The organism is Streptomyces sp. NPDC006174, assembly GCF_040614075.1.
Taxonomy (GTDB): Bacteria; Actinomycetota; Actinomycetes; order Streptomycetales; family Streptomycetaceae; genus Streptomyces.
Genome location: NZ_JBEXTJ010000002.1, coordinates 479,636 through 503,711, shown reverse-complemented (window position 1 = coordinate 503,711; position 24,076 = coordinate 479,636). Strand labels below are relative to the sequence as shown.

Below are 24,076 nucleotides of genomic sequence, written 5' to 3'. Positions count from 1 at the left end.
TCGAGAAAGCGGGAATCAGCGGCGGTCGCTCTGGAGGATCGAGCGGACGACGACAGCGCAGACGGCGACGGACGCGGCGGTGACCGCGACCGTCAGCAGCAGGGAGACCAGGACCGTGCCGACGACCAGGACCAGGGCGCCGCCGCCGACGACCAGAGTGAGGACGCTTCCGGGAGTGAGCCGCAAGGCCGGTCGAGCCAGGGCCGCCTGGAGCGGGGTCGGGATGTACGGAGCCGGGACGTGGGCAGGCGGGGTGTCCGGGGTCGGGTACTTCGGCGAGAACATACGGGGTCCCTTCTTCGGGTCAGCCGAGGAGACCGGCGACGGCGGGGGCGAGGAAGCTGTTGGCGACGAGGTAGCCGCCGAGCAGGAGCAGCACGACCAGCCACCACGGCGGGCGGGCGAGCTGGATGCCGAGGACGGCGACGACGAGCACGACGAACCACAGCGGTACGTGCATGGGGGCAACCTCCTGTCAGGCCTTGCAGCGGTGGGTACGGGCGGCCAGTTCGGCGGCGGGGCGACTGTCGTACTCGGCGGAGAAGTCGCAGCGGGGCGCGGTACAGGCGGCGAGGTGCCGGTTGCGGCCACGGGCGAGGAACGTGGCGACCTGGACGGGGCCGATGCGACGGACGTTGCGGAAGCGCGGGGTCATGGGGCGGGGTCCTTTCTCAGAGGTGCGCGGCCACGGACGGCGTCATGGATGCGGGGAGGCCGAGCCGGGTCCGTACGGTGTCGGCATCGGCCGCCCTACCGGTGGAGGCGCGGTACTCCGCCGCCAGCGACTGGACGCGGTCCACGAGGGCGGGCGGCAGAGGCGATACGGGAACGGGAGCGGACGTCGATTTCTCGGAGGCCTCAGCGCCGGGGAGTTGAGGACGCGAACTGAACGATCCCGACTCGTCGTCCACCACCGCAGCAGCGGGCGGTTCCGGGGTAGGCGGCTCCGGGATCAGGTTCGTACGAACCGCTGTTGGACGAGGAGCGTGAGCGAGGAGCGTGCCGCCGAAGAAGGCGACGGCGGGCCAGCCGGCCACCACCACGCGGAGCGGGGCGGGGACGTGCTCCAGATCGAGGAGTCCTGCCGTGGCGACGTTGGCTCCGAGGGAAGCAGCCAGGGCGACGAGGAACCAGAGGCGCGGCCCCCCGGCAGGTTGTCCGGCGCGCTGCTGTTCGCGCATCCGGCGCCAGGCCGCGACAAGCAGCAGGTCGACGCTGACCGGGTAGGCCCACGCCTTCCATCCGCCCTGCCCTGCGGCTTCGGCAAGGTCGTGCAGGTGGGAGAAGGAGAGGGCTCCCGCGATGACGGCTTGCACGAGCACGGGATCGAAGCGGGCGAGGTGAGCGCGCATCGGTGCGGTTCCCTTCCGGTGCGAGGCATGGGCGGGGTAGGGACACGGCGTGAGGCGGTCACGCCGACGGTGGGGAGCGGGTGAGCTAGTCGGTCGCCGGTCGGGCGACGGGCCCCGAGGAGGGGACAGCTTCCACAACGACGGTCGAGGCCGCCGGGCGGAACGCGTCGAGGCGCGGCAGTTCCGGTACCAGGCCGGAGGTGGCACGGCATACGGCTGCCGCGTCGTCCAACGTGAGGTGCGGGGAGCGGGCGCGCGACCAACCGCCGGAGGCGTCACCGACGATCGCGACGCCGGGAAGGTCAGCGGGGATGGCGGTTGCAGCCAGGGCCGCTTCGGCTGAGATGTCGGCCAGCGCCATGTTCGCGGACGACTCGTCGTTGACCCGGTGGCAGACCCGGCCGGTGAGCTGCGCCCGGAGCATGGTGGCGCCCTTGCCCAGCTCCGAGCCGAAGCGCTGACCGCACACCTCCAGATAGATGCCGGCGGCACGGCCGAGCTGCGCTATGCGGATGAGCTTGGTGACCATGGCATCCCGGCGCTTCTCGTCATCACGGTTCGCCGCGAGGAAGAGTTCGGCCACCTCGTCCACCACGACCACGACCGGCACCGGACGATCGCTATCCGGCAGCCCCCACACATCCGAGGTGAGTACGGCGTCCGCGCCGAGGACGGAGGTCATCCCGATCAGCCGGAACCGCGCCTCCATCTCGTCCAACAGAGCATCCAGCAGCGCGTTCGCCCGGTCCGGTGTATCGGCCAGCGCCGACAACCGGGGCGCGAACGGAGCCAGCTCTACACCCCACTTGCAGTCGATCCCGACGAGAACGACCGGCTGCCGGGCGAGTCCACAGAGCAGGTTGCGGAGGTAGACGGACTTCCCGGACTGCGTGGCGCCGAGGATGAGTTCATGAGGCACGGTGCGGAAGTCCCGTACGTGCCAACGGCCGTCATCCCGCAGCGCCAGGGGCAGGGACAGCAGACCGCCGCCATCCGGCCTACGCCGAGGACGCCTCACGTCCGCGAGCACGTCCCAGCCGATCAGACGCAGTTCGAGCCAGCCCGGACGGGTCGGGCGGATGTGGACGGCGTGCGCGGCCCAGGCGTGCCGCAGGCGGTCGGCAGAGGCGAAGAAGTCCTCCGGCGCCTGTCCGGTCGCCATGCGGAGCTTCATCACGAGGCCGGCCCCGATCGGCCGTGGCAGTGAGCGGTGCGGGGGTACGGGTGCGGCTTCCCGCCCGACGAGACGGGCCGTGGCCCTGCGGACGGCAGAGGCCGGAACCGTCAGCCCGCAGGCGTCCATGGTGGCCCGGTAGGTAGCCAGGACGCGCAGAGCGACGATGGGAAAGCCGACGAGCCACCAGAAGGCGACCGGCGTACGACGGCGCAGCACCAGCAGCGCGGCAATGGCAGCCAGGCAGAGCGTTAATGCCCATACAGCGTCGGTCATGGCACTCAACCCCTGGCCGGTGCAGCGGCGTTGACCATGACAGCGTCGGCCCGGTAGGCGATGCCGTGACGCATCCGACCCCCGAACTCGCTCTCCCACGGCCGCGCGACGAGACCGGACAGGATGACGGGCACGCCCATCACCAGGCCCTCACCGATGCCCGGCTCCGGGACGGTCACCTTGATCATGTCCGAACCACCCTGTGCGATGAACACCAGCTCCAGCACCATGAGTCGCTGGTTCGTCGTCGGGTCTACGGCGACTTCGCCGGTCTGGCGGTCCTTCACCTTCACCTCGGGCAACTTGGTGACGAGGAGGGTGGCGGCGGAGACGTCTACGGGGATGACACGCATCTTCTGAACCTCACTGGTTGATGGAGCCGCAAGCGGCTCGACGACTGCATACCCCCCTAGACAGCGAGGGGTGACCCGCCCGAACTGTCTAGGGGGGTTGACGTTCACAGTAAACCGACGCGCCATCAACTGTCTAGGGGGGTATTCAGAGTGGCGTGGCGCCGGTTCCCCGAGCTAGGCCAGCACCCAGTGCAGAACGGTGGCGTCATCATGCGCTTTACCGCGAGGCCAGCGCCGCCCGTCAGGGTCATCGGCCTCAGCCGCCCGGACGCTTCGAATCAGCCCCTCAGGCCCGGATGAGCCGATGACGCCCAACGCCTCACGCCAGGAGGCAAGTTCGAAGCGATCCACGAGCCGTGTCGCGCCGTCGCTGAGCAGCGTCACCGAAGCCAGGGCACTCCGGGGAAGAGTGCCGGCCAAGGCATGTTCAGCAGCCGAGGGATCGGGCCCAGCAATCCAGAAGCCATCGGGCCGATTGCGACGGCCGGTGAGAGCGTCACGGTACTCAGCCAGTGCGCGAGCGTGTTCAGGCGTACCCGTAGGCAAGGAGTCGAGCGGCCCACGCAGCTGCCGACCGACCTCATCCAGCCGCCGGTCACTGACTGCCGCCACGGCTCCGCTCTTGTCCGCCAGAAGGAGGGACGAGTCCCCGAGAACCAGGTACTCGACAACTTCCGCAGCGACGCGGACGGCGACGACCGTGCTGGTCGGACTGGCCCGGTGCACCAGGTCGCAGGTGCCCTCATGCAGGCGCCTGACGCGGTCGATCGCATCGCCAAGGCAGTCCGTCAGCGGCCGGGTAGGGCGCGAGGTGACACCGCTCAACAGCAGGCCGCCGAGAGTCGCGGAGAACCAGGCGACGCCGTGCGAACAGCCGGTCTCTGCTCCTGCGACCCCGGCGCCGTCGAGCAAGACTGCGGCGCCAGGTGCAGCGGCGGCGAAGTCTTCGTTCTCGTGGTCGGCATCGGCCGCCAGGGTGGCGAGGGCCGCTCTCACACCGACGTCTCCTCGTCGTGGCGGTACAGCGGGCAGAGCAGTTCGGCCGACATAGGCTCACTGGTGTACGGGTCGTAATTGACACCCACGAGCGTCGAGAACGGCTGATCGCCCACCTGCCCCCACAGGGTGTTCAGGTCATTGGTGAGCAGCTGCACGACACCCAGAGAGCCTTGCGTGTGGATACCCGCGATGGCGAGGAGCGTCCCTTGGCCGTCCGGCCGTGGCAGCCTCCCGAGATATCCGACGTCGTACGGCCGGGCCGGCGCACTGTCCTGCCCCGAGCGGTGAACGAGGCCGGTCTTCCGGTCGACCACGGTCCACGGCCCGTCTTCCGCTCGCTCCCATGCGAGTACGGGGTCCTGCGCGTACGTGTCCCACATTTCCTGGGACATGCGAGGGCCGCAGACGACGACCAGGCCGTCGCGGTCGAGGTCGATCGCTCCCGTGACCGGGACGTGCTCCGAGGTCACGTCGAGCCCGTACGACCGGGCCAGCTCTTCCAGCCGCTTGCCGGAGCTGACATCGTCCACCGCGACGACCGTACGACCGCGCTCGTCGTCCCGTCGCAGCGGTGTTGCGACGGTGACACTGCCCCGGCCGAGGAACGCGCCTTCGGGGGCGGGGCCCGTATGCCGGATCTGGTGGATACGCCCGCGGCTGAGTCCCGCCTTCGCGGCGATCTGCGCGTAGGACAGCCCCTGAGCGTGGAGGTCCTGCACCACTCGACGGCGGAGACGGGCCAGCTCGGTCACCTCCTGCTGCGCGTCGGCCAACCGCGTCGTGACCTCACGCAGGAGCAGGTACGGATCATCAATGGCCACGATGCGCCGCAACTCGTCCGACATGACCTCACCTCCTAGCCCGTGCCAGGAGTCTAGCCCTCTAGACAAAAAGGGCGGGAGGCGCCGTCCCGTACGAACGCTGACCACGTAGAACCCGCTACGCCTCCGAGGCACACCCCGAGGGCTCACCGCCGACCGCTCAGCGCACCGAGGGAGAAGTACGCGATCACGCGCTCCCCCGCGCCAGGTCCGCCCACACGGAGCGCCGGTCGACCCAGTTCACGACTCCCCAGTCCTTGGCGCACCCCGCGATCAGCACGAGACCGCGACCACCTTCCTCCTGCTGGGTCGCGTCACACAGGCGCGGTTCGCGCTCACCGCCCTGGTCGATCACCTCGATCCGCACGAGATCGTCCCCGAAACCGACGACCACTAGGAACCACCCGCCGTCCGCTCCGCTGAGGGAGTGCCGTACGGCGTTCGTCGCCAGTTCGCTCACGACTAGAACGGCGTCATCGACAGGGGCATGGCCTTCCACCAGGGAAGCCACGAAGTGACGGGCCTCGGCCACCTCCCCGGCCAGACCAGGGAAAACACGGCACCACTCGGTACGCATGAACACTCCTCGTCATCGTCTAGGGGACTAGACATCCCGAAGGCAGAGTATTCCCATGCGCAAGCCCAAGCCAGGCATCTTGAGGAATTATTCCTCTACGAGTGAGTGGCGGGACCCAAACCCTGGAACTCCTTCATCACACGCAACAGAAGTTCTCTCACTTCACCACCGAAGACGGCCGCACCCTCGAAGCGCCCGAACTCCTCCTCGTACGTAGCCAACTCGTCCGAGTCGGCGGACACCCGCTCTCGATCGAAGGTCTCGATCACCACGGCCTCCTGGTCGCACAGAGTGAACCCATGTCGAGGCATAAACGGAACTGGCCGACGCCAGGGCACGATTCCGAGGCGGACCGTGGTGAGGCTCTCAACGGCCAACAGCCGGTCGAACTGGGCCAGCATCAGGTCCGGCGTTCCCGGCCAGGTCCGCAGTGCGGCTTCAGTGATCACGAACACCGACTCCCGCTGCGGCTCGTACAGCACGCTCTGCCGCTCCACCCGAGCAGCGACAGCACTTCCCACAGCTTCCGCAGTGGCGTTCGGTGCGCTGCTGAACACGTGCCGGGCGTACTCGGCGCTCTGCAACATGGCCGGCAGCACCACGCACTGGAACGAACGCACCAGCTGAGCCGACCGCACGGCGTCATCAACGGTCAGGCCGAGAGGCGGGGTAGTCGTCACTGCCGCCCGGTCCGAGGCACTCTCAACGGCAGTCAAGAGGTCCCGCACCTCACGCGAGGTGGCCTCATCGAGAAGGAGAGCGCGAGCCAGGCGCTCCAGTACGTCGGAGCTGGGGACCATGCGCCCGTTCTCCACCTTGGACACGGTGGGCTGTCCTACCCCGGCCCCCTGGGCCAGCGCTGCACCAGACAGGCCGGCCTCAGCACGCAATGCCCGAAGGCGCGCACCGAGCACCTTCATCCGCTCCTGCCGCTCACTCCCCATACCCAGGGTTCTACACCACAGGGCGGAGACCACGCCCAGGCCAGCGAGAGCAGCGGCCACAGAGGCCCGCCATGATTCAAACTTTCTCTACTGGTTCAAGGCGGCTCGCTCCGCTCGCCGCGCGCTCCCCGGCTCGCCGCCGGGGCCTGACGCTCCTGCCTTCGGCCCGCTCTGGCCCCGGCTACGCCGGTCGCGCGGTTGGAGCGAGCACCATGGTGGGGAGAAACCCGCTGTGGCTGGGGCGGTCGGCTCCACGGCTTTAGCCACCTCCCCGGTTCGGGTCCCGCGTCGAGCAAGACCAGGGGGCCACTCGTTCAAATTCCGGGCAGGATCACAGCCTGCCCGAGTTGCCGGCCAGCGTACGGCCCCCTGATCATGCTCGACCCCAAACCGGGCAGGACACCGGCCAAACCCGCTCCGCCGACCTAATCTCGCCCCTTGCCCTGAGTGAACCCACTGAGGCGACCGATTACCCCGTTTATTTCCACGTAAGCAGAATACAGACGCGGCAGAATGAGAATGAAGATCAACAGAACGTAAAAACTAATGCCGGACGACACTGCAGCCCAAAAACCCACAAGCCGCCCCTTTGAATCAAGCCCCAAATTCATCCCGACAACCAGGGATGCAGCATCCAGGATGCACGCCAAAGAACCCGCCAAGAGATGAGCGGCGGTTTCATCCAACATTTCCCTCTCTGCGCCAAATCGACTTTCACCGGACTCGCCGTCCCATTCGGTGATTTTAAGTCTCAGCGTAGAAAGATGCGTAAAAGCACTCAGCATTCCGCCTGCCAGTAGCGCCGCCCCCGTCAGAAGAGCGCTCGGCGCCGAAAGAGTTGCTCCACGGATGAGCAGGAAGACGAACAAGGCTATCGGCAGTAGCATGATCAAACGCGCCAAAACGTCCGGCCGATATGAAAGATATTGCCCGTTCGTCAAGCCCTTCCAATGACCTCTAAAAATAGGAGCGACGTTAAATCGATCAAGCACCGATTCCCCCTAATCGCTACTGGAGGGGCCACTCAATGGCGATCTTCGCTGCCGCCTGGAGCCCCACTGCCGTTCCCCGCACCTCAGCATAGAACTTGGGTGTGTCAACGGGCTGGTCCTCGGACAGCTTGTAGGTGAACACATCAGTCATGGTGCTTGGGTTGATACGCCTGACCTGGTCGTCTGGATCGGCAAGCTCCACCCACCCATCGTTGAGGTCAAGATCCTTGATCTCCGAGCTGACGATGGCCGCCAGTTGCCGAGCTGCCTGAGCGTTGGTAGTGGCCGCATGCGACCCGTCGCCGTCCTTGGCCTGGGCAGCCCACCCCCTGACTAGAGCGGCCACCTGCTTCACCTTTCCGTCATTGACCAATGGTGCGCGGATCTCGAATTCCTTTTCCGCCCGCGTGCGCCCTGGAGTAATGGATTGCTTTACCAGAACCAGACCTTGAGCAAGCCCAGCTTCGATCATTTCAGCAAGCCGGGCCTCATCAGTCAGACCCTCGACCTTTGAGCGCCAGCCGAGGGCAACCGCCCCTGTGCCCTGATTCTTTTTATGATCTTCCTCCAGCGACCGGTACCGCAGCCATTTAACTAGCGGTGCTACGGGGCAGGATCGACTGATTGATTCAACAGCAAGAATACCTCTAGCGCCATCCTCGGGAAACGCAAAGACCACTCGGAACCCATTAATCGCAGCCTTATCAGAAATATCAAAGTCTGCCACGGAAACGTCATGGCTCATTGCTTTTGCATGGCTCCCGATTTTGCCAACCCACACGGTAGCTCGCACCGTATTATCAACCAACTCCACACCCTCGACGCGGAGAGCAGGCTTACCCCGGAAATCATCCGGCGCACTAGCAGCTGCCTCCTCGAGGCTGGAAGGAGGATCTCCCACAACAGGGACTTCCAAGGACTTCAGCAGCCGCGCCACAGTTTCCTTGTAATGCTCCCCCTCGCAATCCTTGAAATTAATCGGAGTGCGCTTACTACCCCGAAAAACGCAAAGAGTGAAGAGCCTGTAACCGTAGCTAGTCATGTCCGCCCCCCTGGCCGAGATGGTTTACCTACGAGCTTATACAGGAAAGCAGCGACTTCTGCACCCCTCGCAACATCCGAAAGTGGCCCACAGCCAGCTCGACACTTGAATCGAACTAGTGAACTATTTTCAGGTGAGTGATGATCAACTCCCGCGCCAAAGGCGCTCAAGGTCGATGTGTGAACGAGGGGAATCACGGCCGGGAGACGTGCCATCACGCAGCTACGACCCCACGTCTCTGCAGATCAAGCTCGTATCCCCTCGGCTTGGCCTGCGACTTCCGAGCTCCTTACTTGCACGCCTTGAGCCATGAATGGCAGCTGCCATGCACCGAACGGGCGAAGGCTCTAGCCTCTCCTGTCATGGAGTGGATATCGCTGGCCAGTACGGCACTTGGTGCGGCAATCGGGGTTGGCTCCACCTTGCTCGCTGATCGAGTTAGATGGCGCAGGGACCGCGCCGGCCAGGACCTCGATGCGCGAAGGCAGATGTACGCCGACTACACCGCTGCGCTCTCACAGATCCGCACAGCGCTCAATGAGTGCGCGCAGGAGGACATCCCAGCCGCCGAGCGGCCGCAAAAGGTCCGTGACGTGTTCCTGACACCTGGTGCGTACGAGATCCGTCACCAGTTGGCCATCGTCGCACCACCGGAGATCGTGGAAGCCTCACGATCAGCGTTCGTGGTCCTGAGGGACACCCGAGACTTACTCGTGGCAGGTGCCTCGGTCGACGACGCGGCCTATGTGGAGTTGGAGGAGAGGTTCGATGCTGCCGTAGGCGAACTCCGCACCGTCATGCGCCTTGACCTTGGGGCGGCCAAGTCGATCACGGCACGGTGACACTCAGGACGGGAGCGGTCGCCCGTAGCCGCAGACGGGTCGCACCAGACGCGCACCAATTGGTACGGCGAACCGCGGTCACGACGGCTGCCGAAACAGTGTCCCTTGCGACCCAGCAAGTACATAGCTGCTGGTCAGTTGGCGTACCGGCCCGCTGTTGCCTGCGATTCCCAAGCTCAGAGCGCGAGTTCGATCCTCGTCACCCGCTCCACGGCTAAGGCCCAAGTCATCGACCCGGGCCTTGTTTGTTGTCTGGACCCGTCTAGGCATCCCGTGCCCGTTCTGTGCCCGATCGCTGCTTGGCCTGCTCCTTCTGTGCCCGAAGGGTGCGGCGCGCACGTGAGCGTCGCTGCGGTCGGCCACATCTTTCTGCTGCTCGGTGTCGCACCGTTCGCGAGTGCCGGCCGGAGCGAGGTGAGCGTTGTGGGGCCTCCATCCCGACCACACTCGACCCAGGGCAGAGCCGAGCGGTCACGACCCAGGGCGTCGTGGTCGTTCGTACAGTGGCGCAGGGACTTTCTGGAAGTCACCTCCAGGCCCGGGAGCGCCAAGGTACAACTTGAAGCCCGGGACGCCTGCTAATGCCTGGAGGATTGCGGGCTAGGTTTCGGGCGTGTTCGGTTAATCTCAGATTAAACACTGGAGGGGAAATGTGGAAACTTGATAAATCCCGGAAACAGTTCTTTGTGGATTGCGGAAATCCTGAGGAGAATTTCTGGAAAACTCTATTTGAGCAATCTGGTCACCAGAATCTCGTCGAGGGTGATGAATATTCCGAGTTCTTAGCTTGGAAGCCGGATCGCTCCAACTGTCCCGAGCTTGACATTGCAACCAAGAATCTCCTTGAAAGCGCGCCGGTAGAGTGGATGGCCACGATGCGCAACATTTTCGTTGCGCGTTCCTTTAAAGGAGATGTCAACGCAGAGGCCTCCTCTTTTCGAAGGGCAGGGATTATTGAGCTGAACTATGGATTTACCCTCGCAGCCATGATCTATAGTACACTTTTCAGTCATTTTTATGACGCAATTAGGGCGGCGGGCAAGGAGGTTGACTGGAGTTATGAGGATACCGCCGTGACTGAAATGATCGTCGAGGAACTTGAACGTGCCGCTTTTGAGCCGATCGAAGTCACCGATCGAGAGGTGCAGACATGGGCTGCCACCCGTCATGTAAAAGCCACACATCCCCTACAAATTGAACTGCCGAAACAAAGGACTCAGGGTGAGCATCATAACTTGGTACTGGCCATTGAGGAGTTCGTAATTGGACATGAGTATTGCCACCATATGCTTGGGCACACGGATTCAGCCTTTCGGCACGCACAAGCAGCGAGAGGTGCTGTGACTGATTGGTTGGATCGTATTGGGTGGAGTGATTTCACTTCCGCACTCAATGAGGACCAGGTGGAGGAACTTGAGGCCGACGTTGGGTCATTCCTTCTCTTGTCCGGGGTACTGTCCGGCAATGTTAGTCGCAGTCGCATTTATCGCGCTGTCGGTGGGTCCACGCTTGGCTTGGTAGCGCTTTCTCACGCTAATGACACTTGGCTTTCAGGGGGAGAGTCTCACCCTGATTTCCTGACTCGATACGAGGTGATGTATAGGCTGATCAAGGAGCTAGTCGTGGATATGCCGATTGGCGTTTCGGGTGACCATCCAATGGGATTCCTCATTCAGATTCGCGGTTTCATTTCTGCCATCCTGCAAACGCGAGCCTCGAATTCTGGGGGAGATTTCAAGAAGCCGAACTTCTTGAACGTCTTCTCCTGGATGATCGATCAAGAGGTCGAGTTTAAGAAAGAGTTGAAGTCTAAAGAGTGATCTGAGATGCCGCTTTGCGATAGACATGCAGGACAAAGTGATGGCGCTATGGCCTAGATGGAGGTTCAGTATGCGAGGACGAGAGCTGCCCTATACCAGTGCATCTGGCCAACGCGACGCTACGGAGTACATGCAGGCTTGCTACGCAGACGAAGGTGTCGACCGCTCCGGGGAACCGGCGGTGTTGGTGCGCTCCAGCGCTGCTGGGAACCGCGAGGTTTTCCACGGGAACGAGCACTGCGGCCTCATGGTCGGCGACGGACGGCACCTAGACGAAGCCAGTTGGATGCTGCTGGGTGACGCCCAGGGAGCGTGGTATCGCCCGTGCGAACGCTGCGGGTCTCCCGTCACATTGGGCGCACTTGGTGAGCAGAGGCACAAGATGAGTGTCTAACTGCGTGACAACGCCCACGAACAGCCGTGGACATGCGCGGACGGTCGCGGACCATCAGTGCAGGTGACACCGGCACCGGTCCAAGGTCGGGCGGCCACTACAGTTGCTTCGGGACGAAGAGGTCGTGGGTTCAAATCCCGCCACCCCGACTGCTGAAACACCAGGTCAGGGGCCTGATCCACTCAGTGGATCAGGCCCCTGAGTGGTTTCTGGGAGCAGAAAGCAGTACGGGCGCACGCTCACGCCTGTGTGCGGAAACGATCAGCTGGATGGCCGGGGAACTCGCTCGCCTGCCGCAGGGTGTCCGTGGTGTCGGCGACGCGGTGGAGGTCCGCGATGTGCCCGCCACGGCACGTCGGCGGACCGGGGAGGGGTGGCTGCCGTGTTGGGCCGTACGGCTGAAAACGGTGTCGGCCTTGGCGGCGCCTCTGCCGCTTATTACAGGGCCTGACCGCAGCTGGGTGTGAGGCGTTCAGGCACACAACATTTCCTTGAACTCGGCGGATTCGACACGGGGTTGAGCATTTAGCTACGCGCGGAGCATGGGACTCCGAGAGATCATCCGGCATATCAGACGACTTCTTGCGTGGGCATTACCGGTGGGTACCGGGAGCTGCTAGACACTGCATCGCTCCTTCAACCCCCCACCCACCCCCCACACTTCGAAGGTCGGCAACCATGTCCGTACGTAGGTTCTGGGCATCCCTCTCCACTCTCGCTCTCGCCGCCGTGGCCACTCTCGGTGTTGCCGGGAGCGCCGTCGCGGCGGACTCGGTCGCTGCCGGCGGTTATGTCGCGCTCGGTGACTCCTACTCCTCCGGTGTGGGCGCCGGGGACTATCTCCCCGACAGCGGCGACTGCCGACGCAGCACCAACGCCTATCCGCAGCTGTGGGCGGCGGCGAACTCCCCCACGTCGTTCGCCTTCGTCGCCTGTTCCGGTGCCACCACCTCTTCCGTCGCCAGTGGTCAGCTGAGTGTGCTCGAAGCGGCCACCTCGCTGGTCAGCGTTACGGCCGGAGGCAACGACGTCGGGTTCGCCGATGTCATGCAGGACTGCGTGCTCGGGAGCGAGGCCACCTGCATCAGCAGTGTCGACGCCGCAGTCGCCAAGATGAACAGCTCCCTGCCCGGGAGCCTCGACTCGCTGTACGCCGGTATCCGTGCCGGAGCACCCGCCGCCCAGGTCGTCGTTCTCGGGTATCCGCGCTTCTACCAGCTCTCGGGCGGCTGCATCGCGGGGCTCACCGAGGCCGAGCGGGCCGCGATCAACGACGCGTCGGACGTGCTGAACGGGGTCCTTGCCAAGCGGGCCGCCGATGCCGGGTTCGCCTTCTCCAGCGTCGTCGACGAGTTCACCGGGCATGAGCTGTGCTCGGGTGACCCCTGGCTCCACAGCGTGACCGTGCCCGTTCAAAACTCGTACCACCCCACCGTCGCCGGGCAGTCGGGCGGCTATCTGCCTGCCTTCCGGTCTGCGGTGTAGCCGAGAGCGGTATCTGTACGGAGGCGGTTCACCGCGTGTCGGGCGGGCCGCCTCCGTGCGTTTCCCGGCCCCGCCGGTTCAGTACCTCTCCACCAAGTGCTCGCGGCCCGCCGGGGGTTCGTACGACTCCGGCCAGAAGTCCGTCACGCCGGTGATCAGGCCCCGGTCGTCGAAGGTGAAGAAGTGGATCGCGTGCGTCTCCTCCGGGCCGACCGTGACCTCGGTCCGTGCGGCCGCCTGCCGGCCCTCCGCGTCCGCGACGATCCGCTCGATCCGGATGTGCCAGTCGCCCGGGTACTCCTGGTTGAACCGGACGTACTGCTCCTTGCCGCGGATACGCTCCCTGGTCTGCGGCAGCTCGTACACCACGTCGTCCGCCAGAGTCGCCGCGAAGGCGTCCCAGTCGCGGGCGTCGGCCGTCGCCCAGTACGTCTCCACCGCCGTGCGCAGCCCGACCGTGGTGATGTTCCCGCTTGTCTCGTGCGTCATGGGAGTGAGTGTGTCGTGCGGCACTGACAATCGGCCGGTGAGCCGTTGCTGACCTGTGGTCATGTCCCTTGCGGATTGGGGCGCGTCGCCTTCAGCGAGTACATCAGCGGGATCCTCGGGCGGTCCGCCGGGAAGCGGTAGTGGCCGTCCGTGCCGCGCTCCAGCGTGCCGAAGCGAGGGAAGAGCGTGGCGTCGTGCTCGTGGAGGAACTCGATCCGCAGGCCGGCCGCCGCCAGCGCCGTCACCACCTCGCTCAGCGGGTGCTGCCACTCGACGCTGCGGTTGTGCACGGTCGGCGCGGCGAAGTCGGCGTACGTCCCCGGCGTCTCGTCCACCCAGGCCTCGCGGCTGAAGTAGTCGTGGGTGACGACCGAGCCGGTTCCGTCGTCCAGCGTGTCCGTGAGCGGGTGGAACTCCGCCAGGTAGAGGAAGCCGCCGGGCGCGACCAGCGAGGCCGCGGTCTCGGCCCAGCGCTCCATGTCGGGCAGCCAGTTCAGCGCACCGGTGCCCGTGTAGACGATGTCGTACGAGGAATCGGGGACGGCCGTCGGGGCGTCGTACACGTCGGCCGTCACGAACGCCGCGCGGTCCGGCCCCAAACCCAGCGACTCCGCCAAGCCCCGGGCGGTCTCCACGGCGGGCTCGGAGAAGTCCAGGCCCACCACCTGCGCGGCTCCGTGCCGCGCCCAGGACAGGGTGTCCAGGCCGATGTGGCACTGAAGGTGGAGCAGGGTCTTTCCCGTCACGTCGCCGACCTCCACGAGCTCGAACGGGCGCAGCACGTTCTTGCCCGCGCGGAACGCCTCCAGGTCGTAGAAGTCGCTCGCGACGTGTATCGGCACACGCTCGTCCCAGCGTGCGCGGTTGGCGTCCTGCCAGTCGTCCGGAGTCGGGGAGTACATATCCGAAAAGTTACCCACCGGGTGGGAGGGGCGCGAGCCGTTATCCACAGGCGGACGGGGTCAGTCCGATCATCGGATAGGTCGGTCCGATGATCAGAGTGTGGTTGTGGACAGGCTTCTCCGGCTGAGTCGGTGATCGGGTTGGATGGAGGCATGAGCGAATCGGAGAACATCTCGACCATGCCGGAGTGGGAACAGCGGTTCCGCGCGCCCCGGGTGTCCCTGCCCGACTGGGCCGAGGACGCGCCCGACCGCTCGCTCTTCGTCTCCAACGCCACCGGGACCTACGAGCTGTACGCATGGGACCGGGCGAGCGGGCGGCAGCGCCAGGTGACCGACCGGCCCAACGGGACCACCGACGGCGTGCTGACGCCGGACGGTGAGGACATCTGGTGGTTCAGCGACACCGACGGCGACGAGTTCGGTGTGTGGATGCGCCAGCCCTTCGGCGGCGGGGAGGACGAGCCCGCCGCCCCGGGCCTCGCGCCCTCGTATCCGGCGGGCCTCGCCATCGGGCGCGACGGGACCTCGGTGATCGGCCGGTCAACCGATGAGGACGGGACCACCGTCCACCTGGTGCGCAAGCCGGGCGGCGGGAGCGGGAGCACGGCCGCCGAGATCCACGAGATCTATCGGCACCGGGAGTCCGCCGGAGTCGGGGACCTCTCGTACGACGGGACGCTCATCGCGCTCGAGCACACCGAGCACGGCGACGCCATGCACTCCGCCCTGCGCGTGGTGCGGCCCGACGGCTCCACGGTGGCCGAGCTGGACGACACCGAGGGCGGCACCAAGGAGCTCGGGCTCGCCGTGCTGGGCTTCGCGCCAGTGGCCGGTGACACCCGGCTGCTCGTGGGACACCAGCGCCGGGGCCGCTGGGAGCCGATGATCTGGGACCCGGTCGCGGGCACGGAGACCGCGCTCCCCGTGGACCTGCCCGGTGATGTGGGTGCCGAGTGGTATCCGGACGGCTCCGCCCTGCTCATCGAGCACAGCTTCGAGGCCCGCAGCGAGCTGTGGCGGTACGAGCCGGGGGCGGCGGCGCCGGTGCGCGTGGAGACGCCGGCCGGGACGGTGTCGGGTGCCACGGCCCGGCCGGACGGGACGGTGGAGTACCTCTGGTCCTCGGCCGCGCAGCCGCCGGTGGTGCGGTCGACGAGCGGTGCGGTGGTCCTGGACCCGCCCGGTGCCAAGGCGCCGGCCTCGGTGGCCGTCGAGGACGCGTGGGTGGAGGGGCCGGGCGGCCGGATCCACGCTCTCGTGCAGAAGCCCGCCACCGGGGACGGCCCGTTCCCGACCGTCTTCGAGATCCACGGTGGGCCGACCTGGCACGACAGCGATGCCTTCGCCTCCGGGCCCGCCGCCTGGGTGGACCACGGCTTCGCCGTCGTACGGGTCAACTACCGCGGCTCGACCGGATACGGGCGCGCCTGGACGGACGCGCTCAAGCACCGGGTCGGCCTGATCGAGCTGGAGGACATCGCGGCCGTACGGAAGTGGTCGGTGGAGTCCGGGCTGGCGGACCCGCAGCGCCTCGTGCTGGCCGGCGGGTCCTGGGGCGGCTACCTCACCCTCCTCGGCCTCGGCACTCAGCCCGACGCCTGGGCGCTGGGCCTGGCGGCCGTGCCGGTCGCGGACTACGTCACGGCGTACCACGACGAGATGGAGGCCCTGAAGGCAATGGACCGCACGCTGCTGGGCGGTACGCCGGAGGAGGTGCCCGAGCGGTTCGAGGCCTCGTCCCCGCTGACGTACGTCGACGTGGTGCGCGCTCCCGTCTACATCTCGGCGGGCGTCAACGATCCGCGGTGCCCCATCCGTCAGGTGGAGAACTACGTTGACCGTCTGGCGGCGCGCGGCGCGGTGCACGAGGTGTACCGGTACGACGCCGGGCACGGGTCGCTCGTGGTGGAGGAGCGCATCAAGCAGGTGCGGCTGGAGCTGGAGTTCGCCCTGAAGCATCTGGGAGGTGGTGACGTGCTGGGTGCGTAAGAGGTGGATAAAAGGGCGACCCCGCTCCGGGGGGCCGGAGCGGGGAACCGTACCTTGGTGGGGTGTATCGGTTCCTGCTGACCCCGCGATGGTGGGGGATCAACCTCTTCGTCGTGCTGGCCATTCCGTTCTGCGTGTTCATGGGCACCTGGCAGCTCGGCCGCTTCGAGGACCGTGTGCAGACGCACGAGCAGGCGGAGAAGCAGCCCGATCCGAGCACCCGGGCCGCGAAACCGCTGGACGAGCTGCTGCCCGTCGACAAGGTGACGTCCGGCCGGCCGGCCGTCGCGACCGGGACGTACGGCGAACAGTTCCTGGTCCCCGGCCGTGAGCTGGATGAGCGGCAGGGCTTCTACGTCCTGAACCTGCTGCGGACCGACGGGGGCAGGGCTCTGCCGGTGGTACGCGGGTGGCTGCCCGGCACCGCGGGCAGCGTCCCCGTACCGGCCGCGCCGAAGGGCGAGGTCACCGTGACCGGCGACCTCCAGGCCTCCGAGAACATCCACAGCGACGGCGTCAACACCAGGGGCGGGCTCCCGGCGGGCCAGCTCGGCATGATCAGTGCCGCGTCCCTGGTGAACCTGGTCGACTACGACGTGTACGACGCCTGGGTGACGCTGCCGGAGGCGGAGGCGGGCGGTACGGGCGGCGCGATGAAGCCGGTGCCCGCCGCCGCGCCTCAGGGCAGTGGGCTCGACCTGAAGGCGTTCCAGAACCTCGGGTACACGGGTGAGTGGTTCGTCTTCGCGGGCTTCGTGCTCTTCATGTGGTTCCGGCTGGTTCGCCGGGAGGCAGAGGCCGTCCGCGATGTCGCCCTCGGGTTGGTCCCGGAGGGCGGGGAGAGCGGGGAGAGCGGGCAGGTTACGGGGTCGGCGGCCGCTGCGGAGCCCGAGGTTCGGCCCGAGGCCGGCGCCGGGAGCCCTGCGGAACCCGAGGCTGGAGCGGTGGGTGTAGAGGTGGCGAAGGCTCCGGGGAGCGTGCAGGGGTCGTAGGCGGGGCCGTCGGTGGGCAACCTCGGGGCCCGTCTAGTTTCGGGCGCTGCCTTGGTCGGGTTCTCGGCCGCTGCGGCCTCGTCGCGGATTCGGCCGGGGCTTCTGGCGGCTACGAGGTGGGCAGGACGCCCGTCCGGTAGATCGTGCCCGAGCAGGCGTTTTCGATCTTCGTCTCGGCCGTGGGCGCGCCCGTCTCCGGGGTGTGCGTCACGGCGATGCTGCCGTCCGCCGTGGAGCCGTCCTGGTGCAGCGACTGCGTGTCGGTGCCGGACTGGCCGGAGTCGTCACCCGTCGATGCCCCTGTGGCGCTGCCGTCCGGTGACGGAGTCGGGCTGGGTGAGGGCGCGACGGTCGGGCAGGTGTCGGCGGGGACCCAGGCGAACTGCACCTCGTAGGCCATGGAGGGCTTCAGCAGCACCGTGCCCGGCTCCTGCGAGGGGTCGGGCAGGCCGGGGGCCGCGTCGCCCGCCGTGTGCTGGATGACGGTGATCTTGAGCGGGTCGGCGGCGCCGAGGGCGGTGAAGCCGACGGTGCCGTTGCTGCTGACCGTACAGTCGGCGCCGGAGACGTTGGCGATCTTGAAGCTGCCGTACACCGTGCCGTCGGTGCCCGGGGCGCCGGCTGCCGCGGAGGCGACACCGAGCTGGCCCGGGTCGCAGACCGGGAGGGCGGCGATGTCCACGTTCGGCGGTGCGGAGACCCCGCCTGTCGCGGCGCCGCTCTCCGGGTCTTCCGTGCGGGCCGCCGAGGGGCTCGCGGAGGGGGTCGGTTCGCCGACGCCGCCCCGGCTCTCCTGGTCGGTGGGTTCCACGGTCCGGTCTGCCGGTACCTGAGGGTCGGGCTCCTCGCCCCTGCCGCCCTGGGCCTGCTCGCCGTGACCGGCGATGGCGGGAAGTGCGGTGGTGGGGCCGTCGGAGTTCGCCACGTACACGAAGGCGGGGACCGCTGTGCCGATCAGCAGCGCCGCCGCGGCCGCACCGACGACGGCTTGGCGCCGACGGGCCCGCCGGGCGGGCACCGCGCGCTGGAGATGTTCCAGGGTCCGGTCGGAGGGTTCGAGGTCTCCCACGACGCCGTGCAGCATCCGGCGCAGGACGACCTCGTCCAGCTCGCCGTCGGCGCCGAAGCCGCTGGGACCGGGGGCCGGGTCTGAGCCGGGGCCGCTGGTGCCGAAGCCGTTGTGGTCGAAGCCGTCGGTGACGAAACGACCGGAGCCGGGGCCGAATCGGTTGGGGCCGGGGCCGCCGCCAGAGCCCGGCCCGTCACCGGCTCCGCGCTTGCTTCGGACGCGTCCGAAGAGGTCGGTGAGCGTACCGGCGGGGCCGGCGGACTCGGCGAGGTCGGCCGGGTCGGCGGGAGCGCTGGGGTCGGTCGCGTCACCAGGACCGGGCGAGTCGGCCAAGCCTGCGGGACCAGCCGCACCAGCAGTGCCGGCAGGGCCAGCAGGGCCGGTGAGGTCCGGCGGGCTGCCGGGGCCGGACAGGCCGGTGGAGCTGGCCCGGTCACCAGGGGCGGCGGGGGCGGTGAGGTTGGCCGGGGCGCCAGGTCCGACGGGACCGGTCTGGTCGCTGGAGTCACCAGGACCGGTTGGGCCACCGAGGCCAGCCTGGTCGTCACGGCCATCGGAGTAAGCCGAGCCAGCGGCTCCGGCCGGGCCGGTGAGGTCGGCCGGGTCATCGGAGCTACCAGCGCCGGCCAGGTCACCGGGGCCACCGGAGTCCCCAGCCCCGGCAGCCTCCGCGCGCCTCTCGTCCGGCTCGCCCTGCTCTCCCGCCGCGCCCTCGCCCAGCGGACCGGCCGGTCGGTCCAGACGGCCCGCGCCCTCCGGACGATCCGGGCGGTCCTTACCGTCCGCGTGGTCCAGGCGATCAGTACCGTCCCGCCGATCCGAGCGGTCCGTACCCCCCAGGCGGTCCGTACCCCCCAGGCGGTCCGTACCTTCCGGACGATCCGTACCGTCCCGCCGATCCGAGTGGTCCGTACCGTCCGTACCCCCCAGGCGGTCCGTACCCTCCAGGCGGTCCGCACCCTCCAACCGATCCAGGCGGCCCAGATGGTCGCTACCGGCGTGCGGAGTCTTCTCCTGCCCGTGGTTCACAATTCCGTTTCCCGTCGGGTCATTCTCGTGCCTGTGCTCGTGGTGCCGGCGGGGCCCGCTCATGTCTGGGCCTCCATCACGACGCGCAGCGCCGCGATACCGCGGGAACCGTACGCCTTGACGGAGCCCAGGGAAATTCCCAGCGTCTCCGCGACCTGGGCCTCCGTCATGTCCGCGAAATAGCGCAGGACCAGCACCTCGCGCTGGCGCCGCTGGAGCCCTTTCATCGCCTTGATCAGCGCGTCCCGCTCCAGCTGGTCGTACGCGCCCTCCTCCGCGCTCGCCATGTCCGGCATCGGCTTGGAGAGCAGCTTGAGCCCGAGGATGCGGCGGCGCAGCGCGGAGCGCGAGAGGTTGACGACGGTCTGGCGCAGGTACGCGAGGGTCTTCTCGGGTTCCCGGACGCGGTTGCGTGCCGAGTGCACGCGGATGAACGCCTCCTGCACCACGTCCTCGCAGGACGCGGTGTCGTCCAGCAGCAGGGCCGCGAGGCCGAGCAGCGAACGGTAGTGGGCGCGGTAGGTCTCGGTGAGGTGGTCGACCGTGGTTCCTGCTGCCACCGTCTCGTCAGCACCCCCGCGTTGCAAGGGCAGCTGGGCCGGGCGCGCGGCGGGCATGGGCGCGATCACCGGCATGCCGCCAGGCGCGCGGGGCCGCCGGGGCGGACGCACGGTCGCACCTCGGAACGGGCGCGCCACGGTGATGTCGAGAACCTCTGCCACGCCTGTTGGACACGCTTCCCCCCGCCAGGGTTGTACGCGTACGGCGCCATGTTCGGCACTGTGCGACATGCCCTCATACGTACCTGCTCTTCCCCAAATGCCCCGTAAACGCGTCCCCGTCACGCAAGAAGTGACGGCTGAGACGCTGTCCGGCCGACGTGCGGTTGCAGAAGGCCGGGAGATCATCGTCGGATATGACAACGCCCCAGCTCAAGGGGTTCAGACCAGGTAATTGCTCATAGGGCGTTCACAGATCCTACAAAACAGGTTCGACCAATCCGTACGAGATCGGGGCCTGTTCAAGCAGGAGTAATTTCGGCGGCCACCGATTCTGCGATCTGCGCCACGTTCAAAGCGGCACCTTTACGGAGATTGTCGCCGCAAATGAACATTTCCAGAGCCCGTGGATCATCCATCGAGCGCCGTACCCGGCCGACCCAGGTGGGATCGGTGCCCGCGACGTCGGACGGGGTCGGGAAGTCGCCGGAGGCCGGGCTGTCGAAGAGGACGACGCCGGGCGCGGTGGCGAGGATCTCGTGGACCCGCTCGACGGCGACCTCGTTCTCGAAGCGCGCGTGGACGGACATGGAGTGCGTCGCGATGACGGGAACGTACACGCAGGTCGCTGTGGTCTTCAGGTCCGGCAGACCCAGCACCTTGCGGCACTCCTCGCGGATGGCGAGCTCCTCGGAGGACCAGCCGTTGCCGGCGTCCGTACCGGCCCAGGGCACGACGTTCAGGGCGATGGGAGCGGCGAACGGGCTGCCGGTCGGCGCGCCGGCGTGCTCGCCGAGAGACCGGCGTACGCCACCGTGCTCGCCGAAGGCCCGGCGCACATCTCCGTTGTCGCCGAGAGCCCGCCGTACGTCACCGGGGTGCGTGCCCAGCTCCGTGCCGGCCACCAGCGACAGCTGTTCGCGCAGAGCGCGGACGCCGTCACGGCCGGCGCCGCTGACCGCCTGGTAGGACGAGACGATCAGTTCGCGCAGGCCGAACTCCGCGTGCAGTGCGCCGATCGCGACGATCAGCGACAGCGTGGTGCAGTTCGGAGAGGCGACGATGCCGCGCGGTCTGAGCCGGGCGGCGTGCGGGTTGATCTCCGGGACGACCAGCGGTACGTCGTCGTCGAGCCGGAAGGCCGCCGAGTCGTCGATCACGACGGCACCCTTGGCGGCGGCGATCGGGGCCCACTGGGCGGACACGTCGTCCGGCACCAGGAAAAGGGCCACGTCGATGCCGTCGAACACGTCCTCGCCCAGCGCGAGGACCTCGCTCTCCTCACCACGCACGACCAGCTTCCTGCCGGCCGAGCGCGGTGAGGCGACGAGTCTGACCTCGCCCCAGACGTCCGCGTGCTGCGAGAGGATCCGGAGCATGACGCCGCCGATCGCCCCGGTCGCACCGACGACCGCGAGCGAAGGGCGGCGTACGGTCATCGGCCGGTGCCTCCGTAGACGACGGCCTCGTCGGAGTCGCTGTCGAGGCCGAAGGCGGTGTGCACGGCGCGCACGGCCTCGTTGACGTCGTCGGCACGCGTGACCACCGAGATGCGGATCTCGGATGTCGAGATGAGCTCGATGTTCACGCCCGCGTCGGAGAGCGCCTCGAAGAAGCCGGCTGTGACGCCCGGGTTGGTCTTCATACCGGCGCCGACCAGGGAGATCTTGGCGATCTGGTCGTCGTAGCGGAGCGAGTCGAAGCCGATGGTGCTCTTGGCCCGCTCCAGTGCGTCGATGGCCTTGCGGCCCTCGGCCTTGGGAAGGGTGAAGGAGATGTCCGTCAGGCCGGTCGACGCGGCGGAGACGTTCTGCACCACCATGTCGATGTTGACCTCGGCGTTGGCGATGGCGCGGAAGATCGCGGCCGCCTCGCCCGGCTTGTCCGGGACGCCGACGACGGTGACCTTGGCCTCCGAGACGTCGTGGGCGACTCCGGAGATGATCGCGTGCTCCACCTTCTGGTCCCCTTGCGGCTCGTTGCTGACCCAGGTTCCGCGCAGTCCGGAGAAGGACGAGCGGACGTGGATCGGGATGTTGTAACGGCGTGCGTACTCGACGCACCGGTGCAGCAGCACCTTGGAACCGGACGCGGCCAGCTCCAGCATGTCCTCGAAGGAGATCCAGTCGATCTTCTTCGCCTTCTTCACGACCCGGGGGTCCGCGGTGAAGACGCCGTCGACGTCCGTGTAGATCTCACAGACCTCGGCGTCCAGGGCGGCGGCCAGCGCGACGGCGGTCGTGTCCGACCCGCCGCGGCCGAGGGTGGTGATGTTCTTGCCCTCCTGGCTCACGCCCTGGAACCCGGCGACGATGGCGATGTTGCCCTCGTCGATCGAGGTCCGGATGCGGCCCGGCGTGACGTCGATGATGCGCGCTTTGTTGTGGACCGAGTCGGTGATGACACCGGCCTGGCTGCCCGTGAACGACTGGGCCTCGTGGCCCAGGTTCTTGATCGCCATCGCCAGCAGGGCCATGGAGATCCGCTCGCCGGCGGTCAGCAGCATGTCGAATTCACGGCCGGCAGGGATCGGCGAAACCTGCTCGGCGAGGTCTATCAACTCGTCCGTCGTGTCACCCATCGCGGACACCACGACAACCACCTGGTTGCCGTTCCTCTTGGCGTCGACGACTCGCTTGGCGACCCGCTTGATGCCCTCGGCATCGGCTACGGAGGAGCCTCCGTACTTCTGCACGACAAGGCCCACGTGCGCTCCTCGCTCAGTCATTACTGCGGTCGGCTCAGTTTAACGAGCAGCCCGAAATCGACCCGTCCTTACCAGATGGTGAGATGTCCCGCCCACAACCCGGTACGGCGTGTCGACCCGAACTGCTCGTACGAGGCTGCTGCCCAGCACCGGAGGAGCGCACTCCCTTTTGTGTCCCAGCCCACACCTTCGGGGCGGAATGCGCGAGTCGGCGGCGCCGGTCGGGGTACGTGGCTTGACTGCTCACCGCACCGCGTCACCGCACCGGGTCACGGCACCGCGTCACAGCACCGGGTGGAGCTTGCGGAAGTACGTCCAGCTCGTCTCGTTCGGCTCGCTCCACTCCTCCGGGGCGTAGGCGAACTCCGGGTGGCGGTCCGCGATGTACGCGCGGGTCCGCGCCGGGACTTCGCCGTACGAGCCCAGCTTGCGGCCCCGGCAGTGGAAGGTGAGGCCGCCGGGCCGCTGCCCCTGGGCCATCCACGGCAGCCACGGCGACATCCGGGACCACGACATGGTGGCCGGGACGCTCGGCGCCGGTCCGGCCAGGTCGGCGCGGTCGGCGAAGAACTGGAAGAGCTCCAGCGCCTTGTAGGTGTCGCCGGCCGAGTGGTCCGGATACCGGTCCACCGGCAGCGGCGACGGGTAGGCGAGCGGGATCTCCAGGCTGAAGCAGACCTGCCCGCCGAGCTCGGTCATCGGGACCGGGAAAGGGCGCCACTTCTGGTTGGCCGGGTCGTTCCACACGTGCACCACCGGCCGGTCCTGCCAGGTCTCCAGGATCTCGCGGGTGGCGGGGTCCAGGTAGAACGCGGCTTCCCGGGTGAGCAGCTGGTACGCGTCCGGCCCTGCCTCGGCGTCCTGCACCAGGCGGGCGACGTTGAGCCCCTCGAAGCCGAAGACGCGCTGATAGGGCTCGTCGGGCGCCCAGGAGTACACGTCTCCCGACCACCAGTACGTGACCTCCTCACCGTCCAGCGAGGCGCGGGTGCGGGCGAGGGAGCGGAGCAGCTCGGCGGGGGTCGGCTGCGCGAGTGGTGTGGTCATACCCCCACTGTGCGCCACCGCCGGCCCGGCGTGCGGCCCGGGCGGCGGTGGCTTTCAAC

Annotated in this window: 24 protein-coding genes; 5 read left to right on the top strand and 19 right to left on the bottom strand. The window is 67.5% G+C overall.

The genetic code is table 11. The features are described 5' to 3' along the window. Positions 1–15 precede the first annotated feature (15 nt). From ABZ267_RS06750 to ABZ267_RS06695, 12 genes are all read right to left on the bottom strand, one after another. The gene (locus ABZ267_RS06750; protein ID WP_356755613.1) at positions 16–285 is read right to left on the bottom strand and encodes a SpdD protein; all 270 of its coding nucleotides are present in this window, start codon (positions 283–285) and stop codon (positions 16–18) included. A gap of 19 nt (positions 286–304) precedes the next feature. Further along, on the bottom strand, positions 305–460 hold the full coding sequence (locus tag ABZ267_RS06745; RefSeq protein ID WP_010064784.1) for a hypothetical protein: 156 nt from the start codon (positions 458–460) through the stop codon (positions 305–307). A 15-nt stretch (positions 461–475) separates the two neighbouring features. Beyond that, positions 476–655: a mobile element transfer protein gene (locus ABZ267_RS06740; protein WP_019762649.1), complete on the bottom strand. Its 180-nt coding sequence runs from the start codon at positions 653–655 to the stop codon at positions 476–478. A gap of 16 nt (positions 656–671) precedes the next feature. Then, on the bottom strand, positions 672–1,352 hold the full coding sequence (locus ABZ267_RS06735; protein WP_356755615.1) for a DUF2637 domain-containing protein: 681 nt from the start codon (positions 1,350–1,352) through the stop codon (positions 672–674). A gap of 85 nt (positions 1,353–1,437) precedes the next feature. Beyond that, positions 1,438–2,802 (bottom strand): FtsK/SpoIIIE domain-containing protein, encoded by a 1,365-nt coding sequence (locus ABZ267_RS06730; protein ID WP_356755617.1) that lies wholly within the window; start codon positions 2,800–2,802, stop codon positions 1,438–1,440. Between the two features lie 5 nt (positions 2,803–2,807). Further along, a complete protein-coding gene (locus tag ABZ267_RS06725) occupies positions 2,808–3,155 on the bottom strand; it encodes a hypothetical protein (RefSeq protein ID WP_030565063.1) in 348 nt (115 codons plus the stop codon). A gap of 174 nt (positions 3,156–3,329) precedes the next feature. Further along, positions 3,330–4,151, bottom strand: a complete 822-nt coding sequence (locus ABZ267_RS06720) for an integrase (RefSeq protein ID WP_356755619.1) — start codon at positions 4,149–4,151, stop codon at positions 3,330–3,332. Beyond that, a complete protein-coding gene (locus tag ABZ267_RS06715; protein WP_356755621.1) occupies positions 4,148–4,999 on the bottom strand; it encodes a sigma-70 family RNA polymerase sigma factor in 852 nt (283 codons plus the stop codon). Before ABZ267_RS06715 ends, ABZ267_RS06720 begins: the two co-directional genes overlap by 4 nt. A 163-nt stretch (positions 5,000–5,162) precedes the next feature. Then, positions 5,163–5,552 (bottom strand): ATP-binding protein, encoded by a 390-nt coding sequence (locus ABZ267_RS06710; protein ID WP_356755623.1) that lies wholly within the window; start codon positions 5,550–5,552, stop codon positions 5,163–5,165. A 95-nt stretch (positions 5,553–5,647) separates the two neighbouring features. Next, on the bottom strand, positions 5,648–6,496 hold the full coding sequence (locus tag ABZ267_RS06705) for a helix-turn-helix transcriptional regulator (RefSeq protein ID WP_356364001.1): 849 nt from the start codon (positions 6,494–6,496) through the stop codon (positions 5,648–5,650). A gap of 425 nt (positions 6,497–6,921) precedes the next feature. Further along, positions 6,922–7,488: a hypothetical protein gene (locus tag ABZ267_RS06700; protein WP_356755625.1), complete on the bottom strand. Its 567-nt coding sequence runs from the start codon at positions 7,486–7,488 to the stop codon at positions 6,922–6,924. Between the two features lie 16 nt (positions 7,489–7,504). After that, positions 7,505–8,530 carry a hypothetical protein gene (locus ABZ267_RS06695; RefSeq protein WP_356755627.1) on the bottom strand — a complete coding sequence of 342 codons (1,026 nt, stop codon included), beginning with the start codon at positions 8,528–8,530 and terminating at the stop codon, positions 7,505–7,507. Between the two features lie 362 nt (positions 8,531–8,892). On the opposite strand from ABZ267_RS06695, the gene ABZ267_RS06690 reads away from it, so the two are divergent. From ABZ267_RS06690 to ABZ267_RS06680, 3 genes are all read left to right on the top strand, one after another. Further along, entirely contained in the window at positions 8,893–9,372 is a 480-nt protein-coding gene (locus tag ABZ267_RS06690; protein ID WP_356755628.1) for a hypothetical protein, read from the top strand. A 650-nt stretch (positions 9,373–10,022) separates the two neighbouring features. Continuing rightward, positions 10,023–11,192 carry a hypothetical protein gene (locus ABZ267_RS06685; protein WP_356755630.1) on the top strand — a complete coding sequence of 390 codons (1,170 nt, stop codon included), beginning with the start codon at positions 10,023–10,025 and terminating at the stop codon, positions 11,190–11,192. A 1,072-nt stretch (positions 11,193–12,264) separates the two neighbouring features. Then, on the top strand, positions 12,265–13,071 hold the full coding sequence (locus tag ABZ267_RS06680; protein ID WP_356755632.1) for an SGNH/GDSL hydrolase family protein: 807 nt from the start codon (positions 12,265–12,267) through the stop codon (positions 13,069–13,071). A gap of 78 nt (positions 13,072–13,149) precedes the next feature. Here the strand turns inward: ABZ267_RS06680 and ABZ267_RS06675 are convergent, their stop codons facing one another. Both ABZ267_RS06675 and ABZ267_RS06670 read right to left on the bottom strand, forming a co-directional pair. After that, positions 13,150–13,560 (bottom strand): nuclear transport factor 2 family protein, encoded by a 411-nt coding sequence (locus ABZ267_RS06675; RefSeq protein WP_356755634.1) that lies wholly within the window; start codon positions 13,558–13,560, stop codon positions 13,150–13,152. 59 nt (positions 13,561–13,619) lie between these two features. Then, on the bottom strand, positions 13,620–14,462 hold the full coding sequence (locus ABZ267_RS06670; RefSeq protein WP_356755635.1) for a class I SAM-dependent methyltransferase: 843 nt from the start codon (positions 14,460–14,462) through the stop codon (positions 13,620–13,622). A 180-nt stretch (positions 14,463–14,642) separates the two neighbouring features. Here ABZ267_RS06670 and ABZ267_RS06665 point away from each other — a divergent pair, with 180 nt between their 5' ends. Both ABZ267_RS06665 and ABZ267_RS06660 read left to right on the top strand, forming a co-directional pair. Continuing rightward, positions 14,643–16,454 carry a prolyl oligopeptidase family serine peptidase gene (locus tag ABZ267_RS06665; RefSeq protein ID WP_356755661.1) on the top strand — a complete coding sequence of 604 codons (1,812 nt, stop codon included), beginning with the start codon at positions 14,643–14,645 and terminating at the stop codon, positions 16,452–16,454. A 62-nt stretch (positions 16,455–16,516) separates the two neighbouring features. Next, complete coding sequence (locus ABZ267_RS06660; RefSeq protein WP_356755637.1) at positions 16,517–17,446, top strand: SURF1 family protein; 930 nt, start codon at positions 16,517–16,519, stop codon at positions 17,444–17,446. Positions 17,447–17,555: 109 nt separating this feature from the next. Here ABZ267_RS06660 and ABZ267_RS06655 read toward each other — a convergent pair whose 3' ends face one another. From ABZ267_RS06655 to ABZ267_RS06635, 5 genes are all read right to left on the bottom strand, one after another. Further along, positions 17,556–18,848 carry a hypothetical protein gene (locus ABZ267_RS06655; RefSeq protein WP_356755639.1) on the bottom strand — a complete coding sequence of 431 codons (1,293 nt, stop codon included), beginning with the start codon at positions 18,846–18,848 and terminating at the stop codon, positions 17,556–17,558. 755 nt (positions 18,849–19,603) lie between these two features. After that, positions 19,604–20,179 carry a SigE family RNA polymerase sigma factor gene (locus tag ABZ267_RS06650; RefSeq protein WP_356755663.1) on the bottom strand — a complete coding sequence of 192 codons (576 nt, stop codon included), beginning with the start codon at positions 20,177–20,179 and terminating at the stop codon, positions 19,604–19,606. Positions 20,180–20,565: 386 nt separating this feature from the next. Then, positions 20,566–21,702, bottom strand: a complete 1,137-nt coding sequence (locus tag ABZ267_RS06645) for an aspartate-semialdehyde dehydrogenase (protein WP_356755641.1) — start codon at positions 21,700–21,702, stop codon at positions 20,566–20,568. Beyond that, the gene (locus ABZ267_RS06640; protein WP_356755643.1) at positions 21,699–22,970 is read right to left on the bottom strand and encodes an aspartate kinase; all 1,272 of its coding nucleotides are present in this window, start codon (positions 22,968–22,970) and stop codon (positions 21,699–21,701) included. Before ABZ267_RS06640 ends, ABZ267_RS06645 begins: the two co-directional genes overlap by 4 nt. A 282-nt stretch (positions 22,971–23,252) precedes the next feature. Next, entirely contained in the window at positions 23,253–24,017 is a 765-nt protein-coding gene (locus ABZ267_RS06635; RefSeq protein ID WP_356755644.1) for a DUF1838 family protein, read from the bottom strand. Positions 24,018–24,076 lie beyond the last annotated feature (59 nt).

Coding starts and splice junctions, on each gene's coding strand:
- ABZ267_RS06750 (WP_356755613.1), bottom strand. CDS start 285: ATGTTCTCGCCGAAGTACCCGACCCCGGACACCCCGCCTGCCCACGTC.
- ABZ267_RS06745 (WP_010064784.1), bottom strand. CDS start 460: ATGCACGTACCGCTGTGGTTCGTCGTGCTCGTCGTCGCCGTCCTCGGC.
- ABZ267_RS06740 (WP_019762649.1), bottom strand. CDS start 655: ATGACCCCGCGCTTCCGCAACGTCCGTCGCATCGGCCCCGTCCAGGTC.
- ABZ267_RS06735 (WP_356755615.1), bottom strand. CDS start 1,352: ATGCGCGCTCACCTCGCCCGCTTCGATCCCGTGCTCGTGCAAGCCGTC.
- ABZ267_RS06730 (WP_356755617.1), bottom strand. CDS start 2,802: ATGACCGACGCTGTATGGGCATTAACGCTCTGCCTGGCTGCCATTGCC.
- ABZ267_RS06725 (WP_030565063.1), bottom strand. CDS start 3,155: ATGCGTGTCATCCCCGTAGACGTCTCCGCCGCCACCCTCCTCGTCACC.
- ABZ267_RS06715 (WP_356755621.1), bottom strand. CDS start 4,999: ATGTCGGACGAGTTGCGGCGCATCGTGGCCATTGATGATCCGTACCTG.
- ABZ267_RS06710 (WP_356755623.1), bottom strand. CDS start 5,552: ATGCGTACCGAGTGGTGCCGTGTTTTCCCTGGTCTGGCCGGGGAGGTG.
- ABZ267_RS06705 (WP_356364001.1), bottom strand. CDS start 6,496: ATGGGGAGTGAGCGGCAGGAGCGGATGAAGGTGCTCGGTGCGCGCCTT.
- ABZ267_RS06695 (WP_356755627.1), bottom strand. CDS start 8,530: ATGACTAGCTACGGTTACAGGCTCTTCACTCTTTGCGTTTTTCGGGGT.
- ABZ267_RS06690 (WP_356755628.1), top strand. CDS start 8,893: ATGGAGTGGATATCGCTGGCCAGTACGGCACTTGGTGCGGCAATCGGG.
- ABZ267_RS06685 (WP_356755630.1), top strand. CDS start 10,023: ATGTGGAAACTTGATAAATCCCGGAAACAGTTCTTTGTGGATTGCGGA.
- ABZ267_RS06680 (WP_356755632.1), top strand. CDS start 12,265: ATGTCCGTACGTAGGTTCTGGGCATCCCTCTCCACTCTCGCTCTCGCC.
- ABZ267_RS06675 (WP_356755634.1), bottom strand. CDS start 13,560: ATGACGCACGAGACAAGCGGGAACATCACCACGGTCGGGCTGCGCACG.
- ABZ267_RS06670 (WP_356755635.1), bottom strand. CDS start 14,462: ATGTACTCCCCGACTCCGGACGACTGGCAGGACGCCAACCGCGCACGC.
- ABZ267_RS06665 (WP_356755661.1), top strand. CDS start 14,643: ATGCCGGAGTGGGAACAGCGGTTCCGCGCGCCCCGGGTGTCCCTGCCC.
- ABZ267_RS06650 (WP_356755663.1), bottom strand. CDS start 20,179: ATGCCGGTGATCGCGCCCATGCCCGCCGCGCGCCCGGCCCAGCTGCCC.
- ABZ267_RS06645 (WP_356755641.1), bottom strand. CDS start 21,702: ATGACCGTACGCCGCCCTTCGCTCGCGGTCGTCGGTGCGACCGGGGCG.
- ABZ267_RS06635 (WP_356755644.1), bottom strand. CDS start 24,017: ATGACCACACCACTCGCGCAGCCGACCCCCGCCGAGCTGCTCCGCTCC.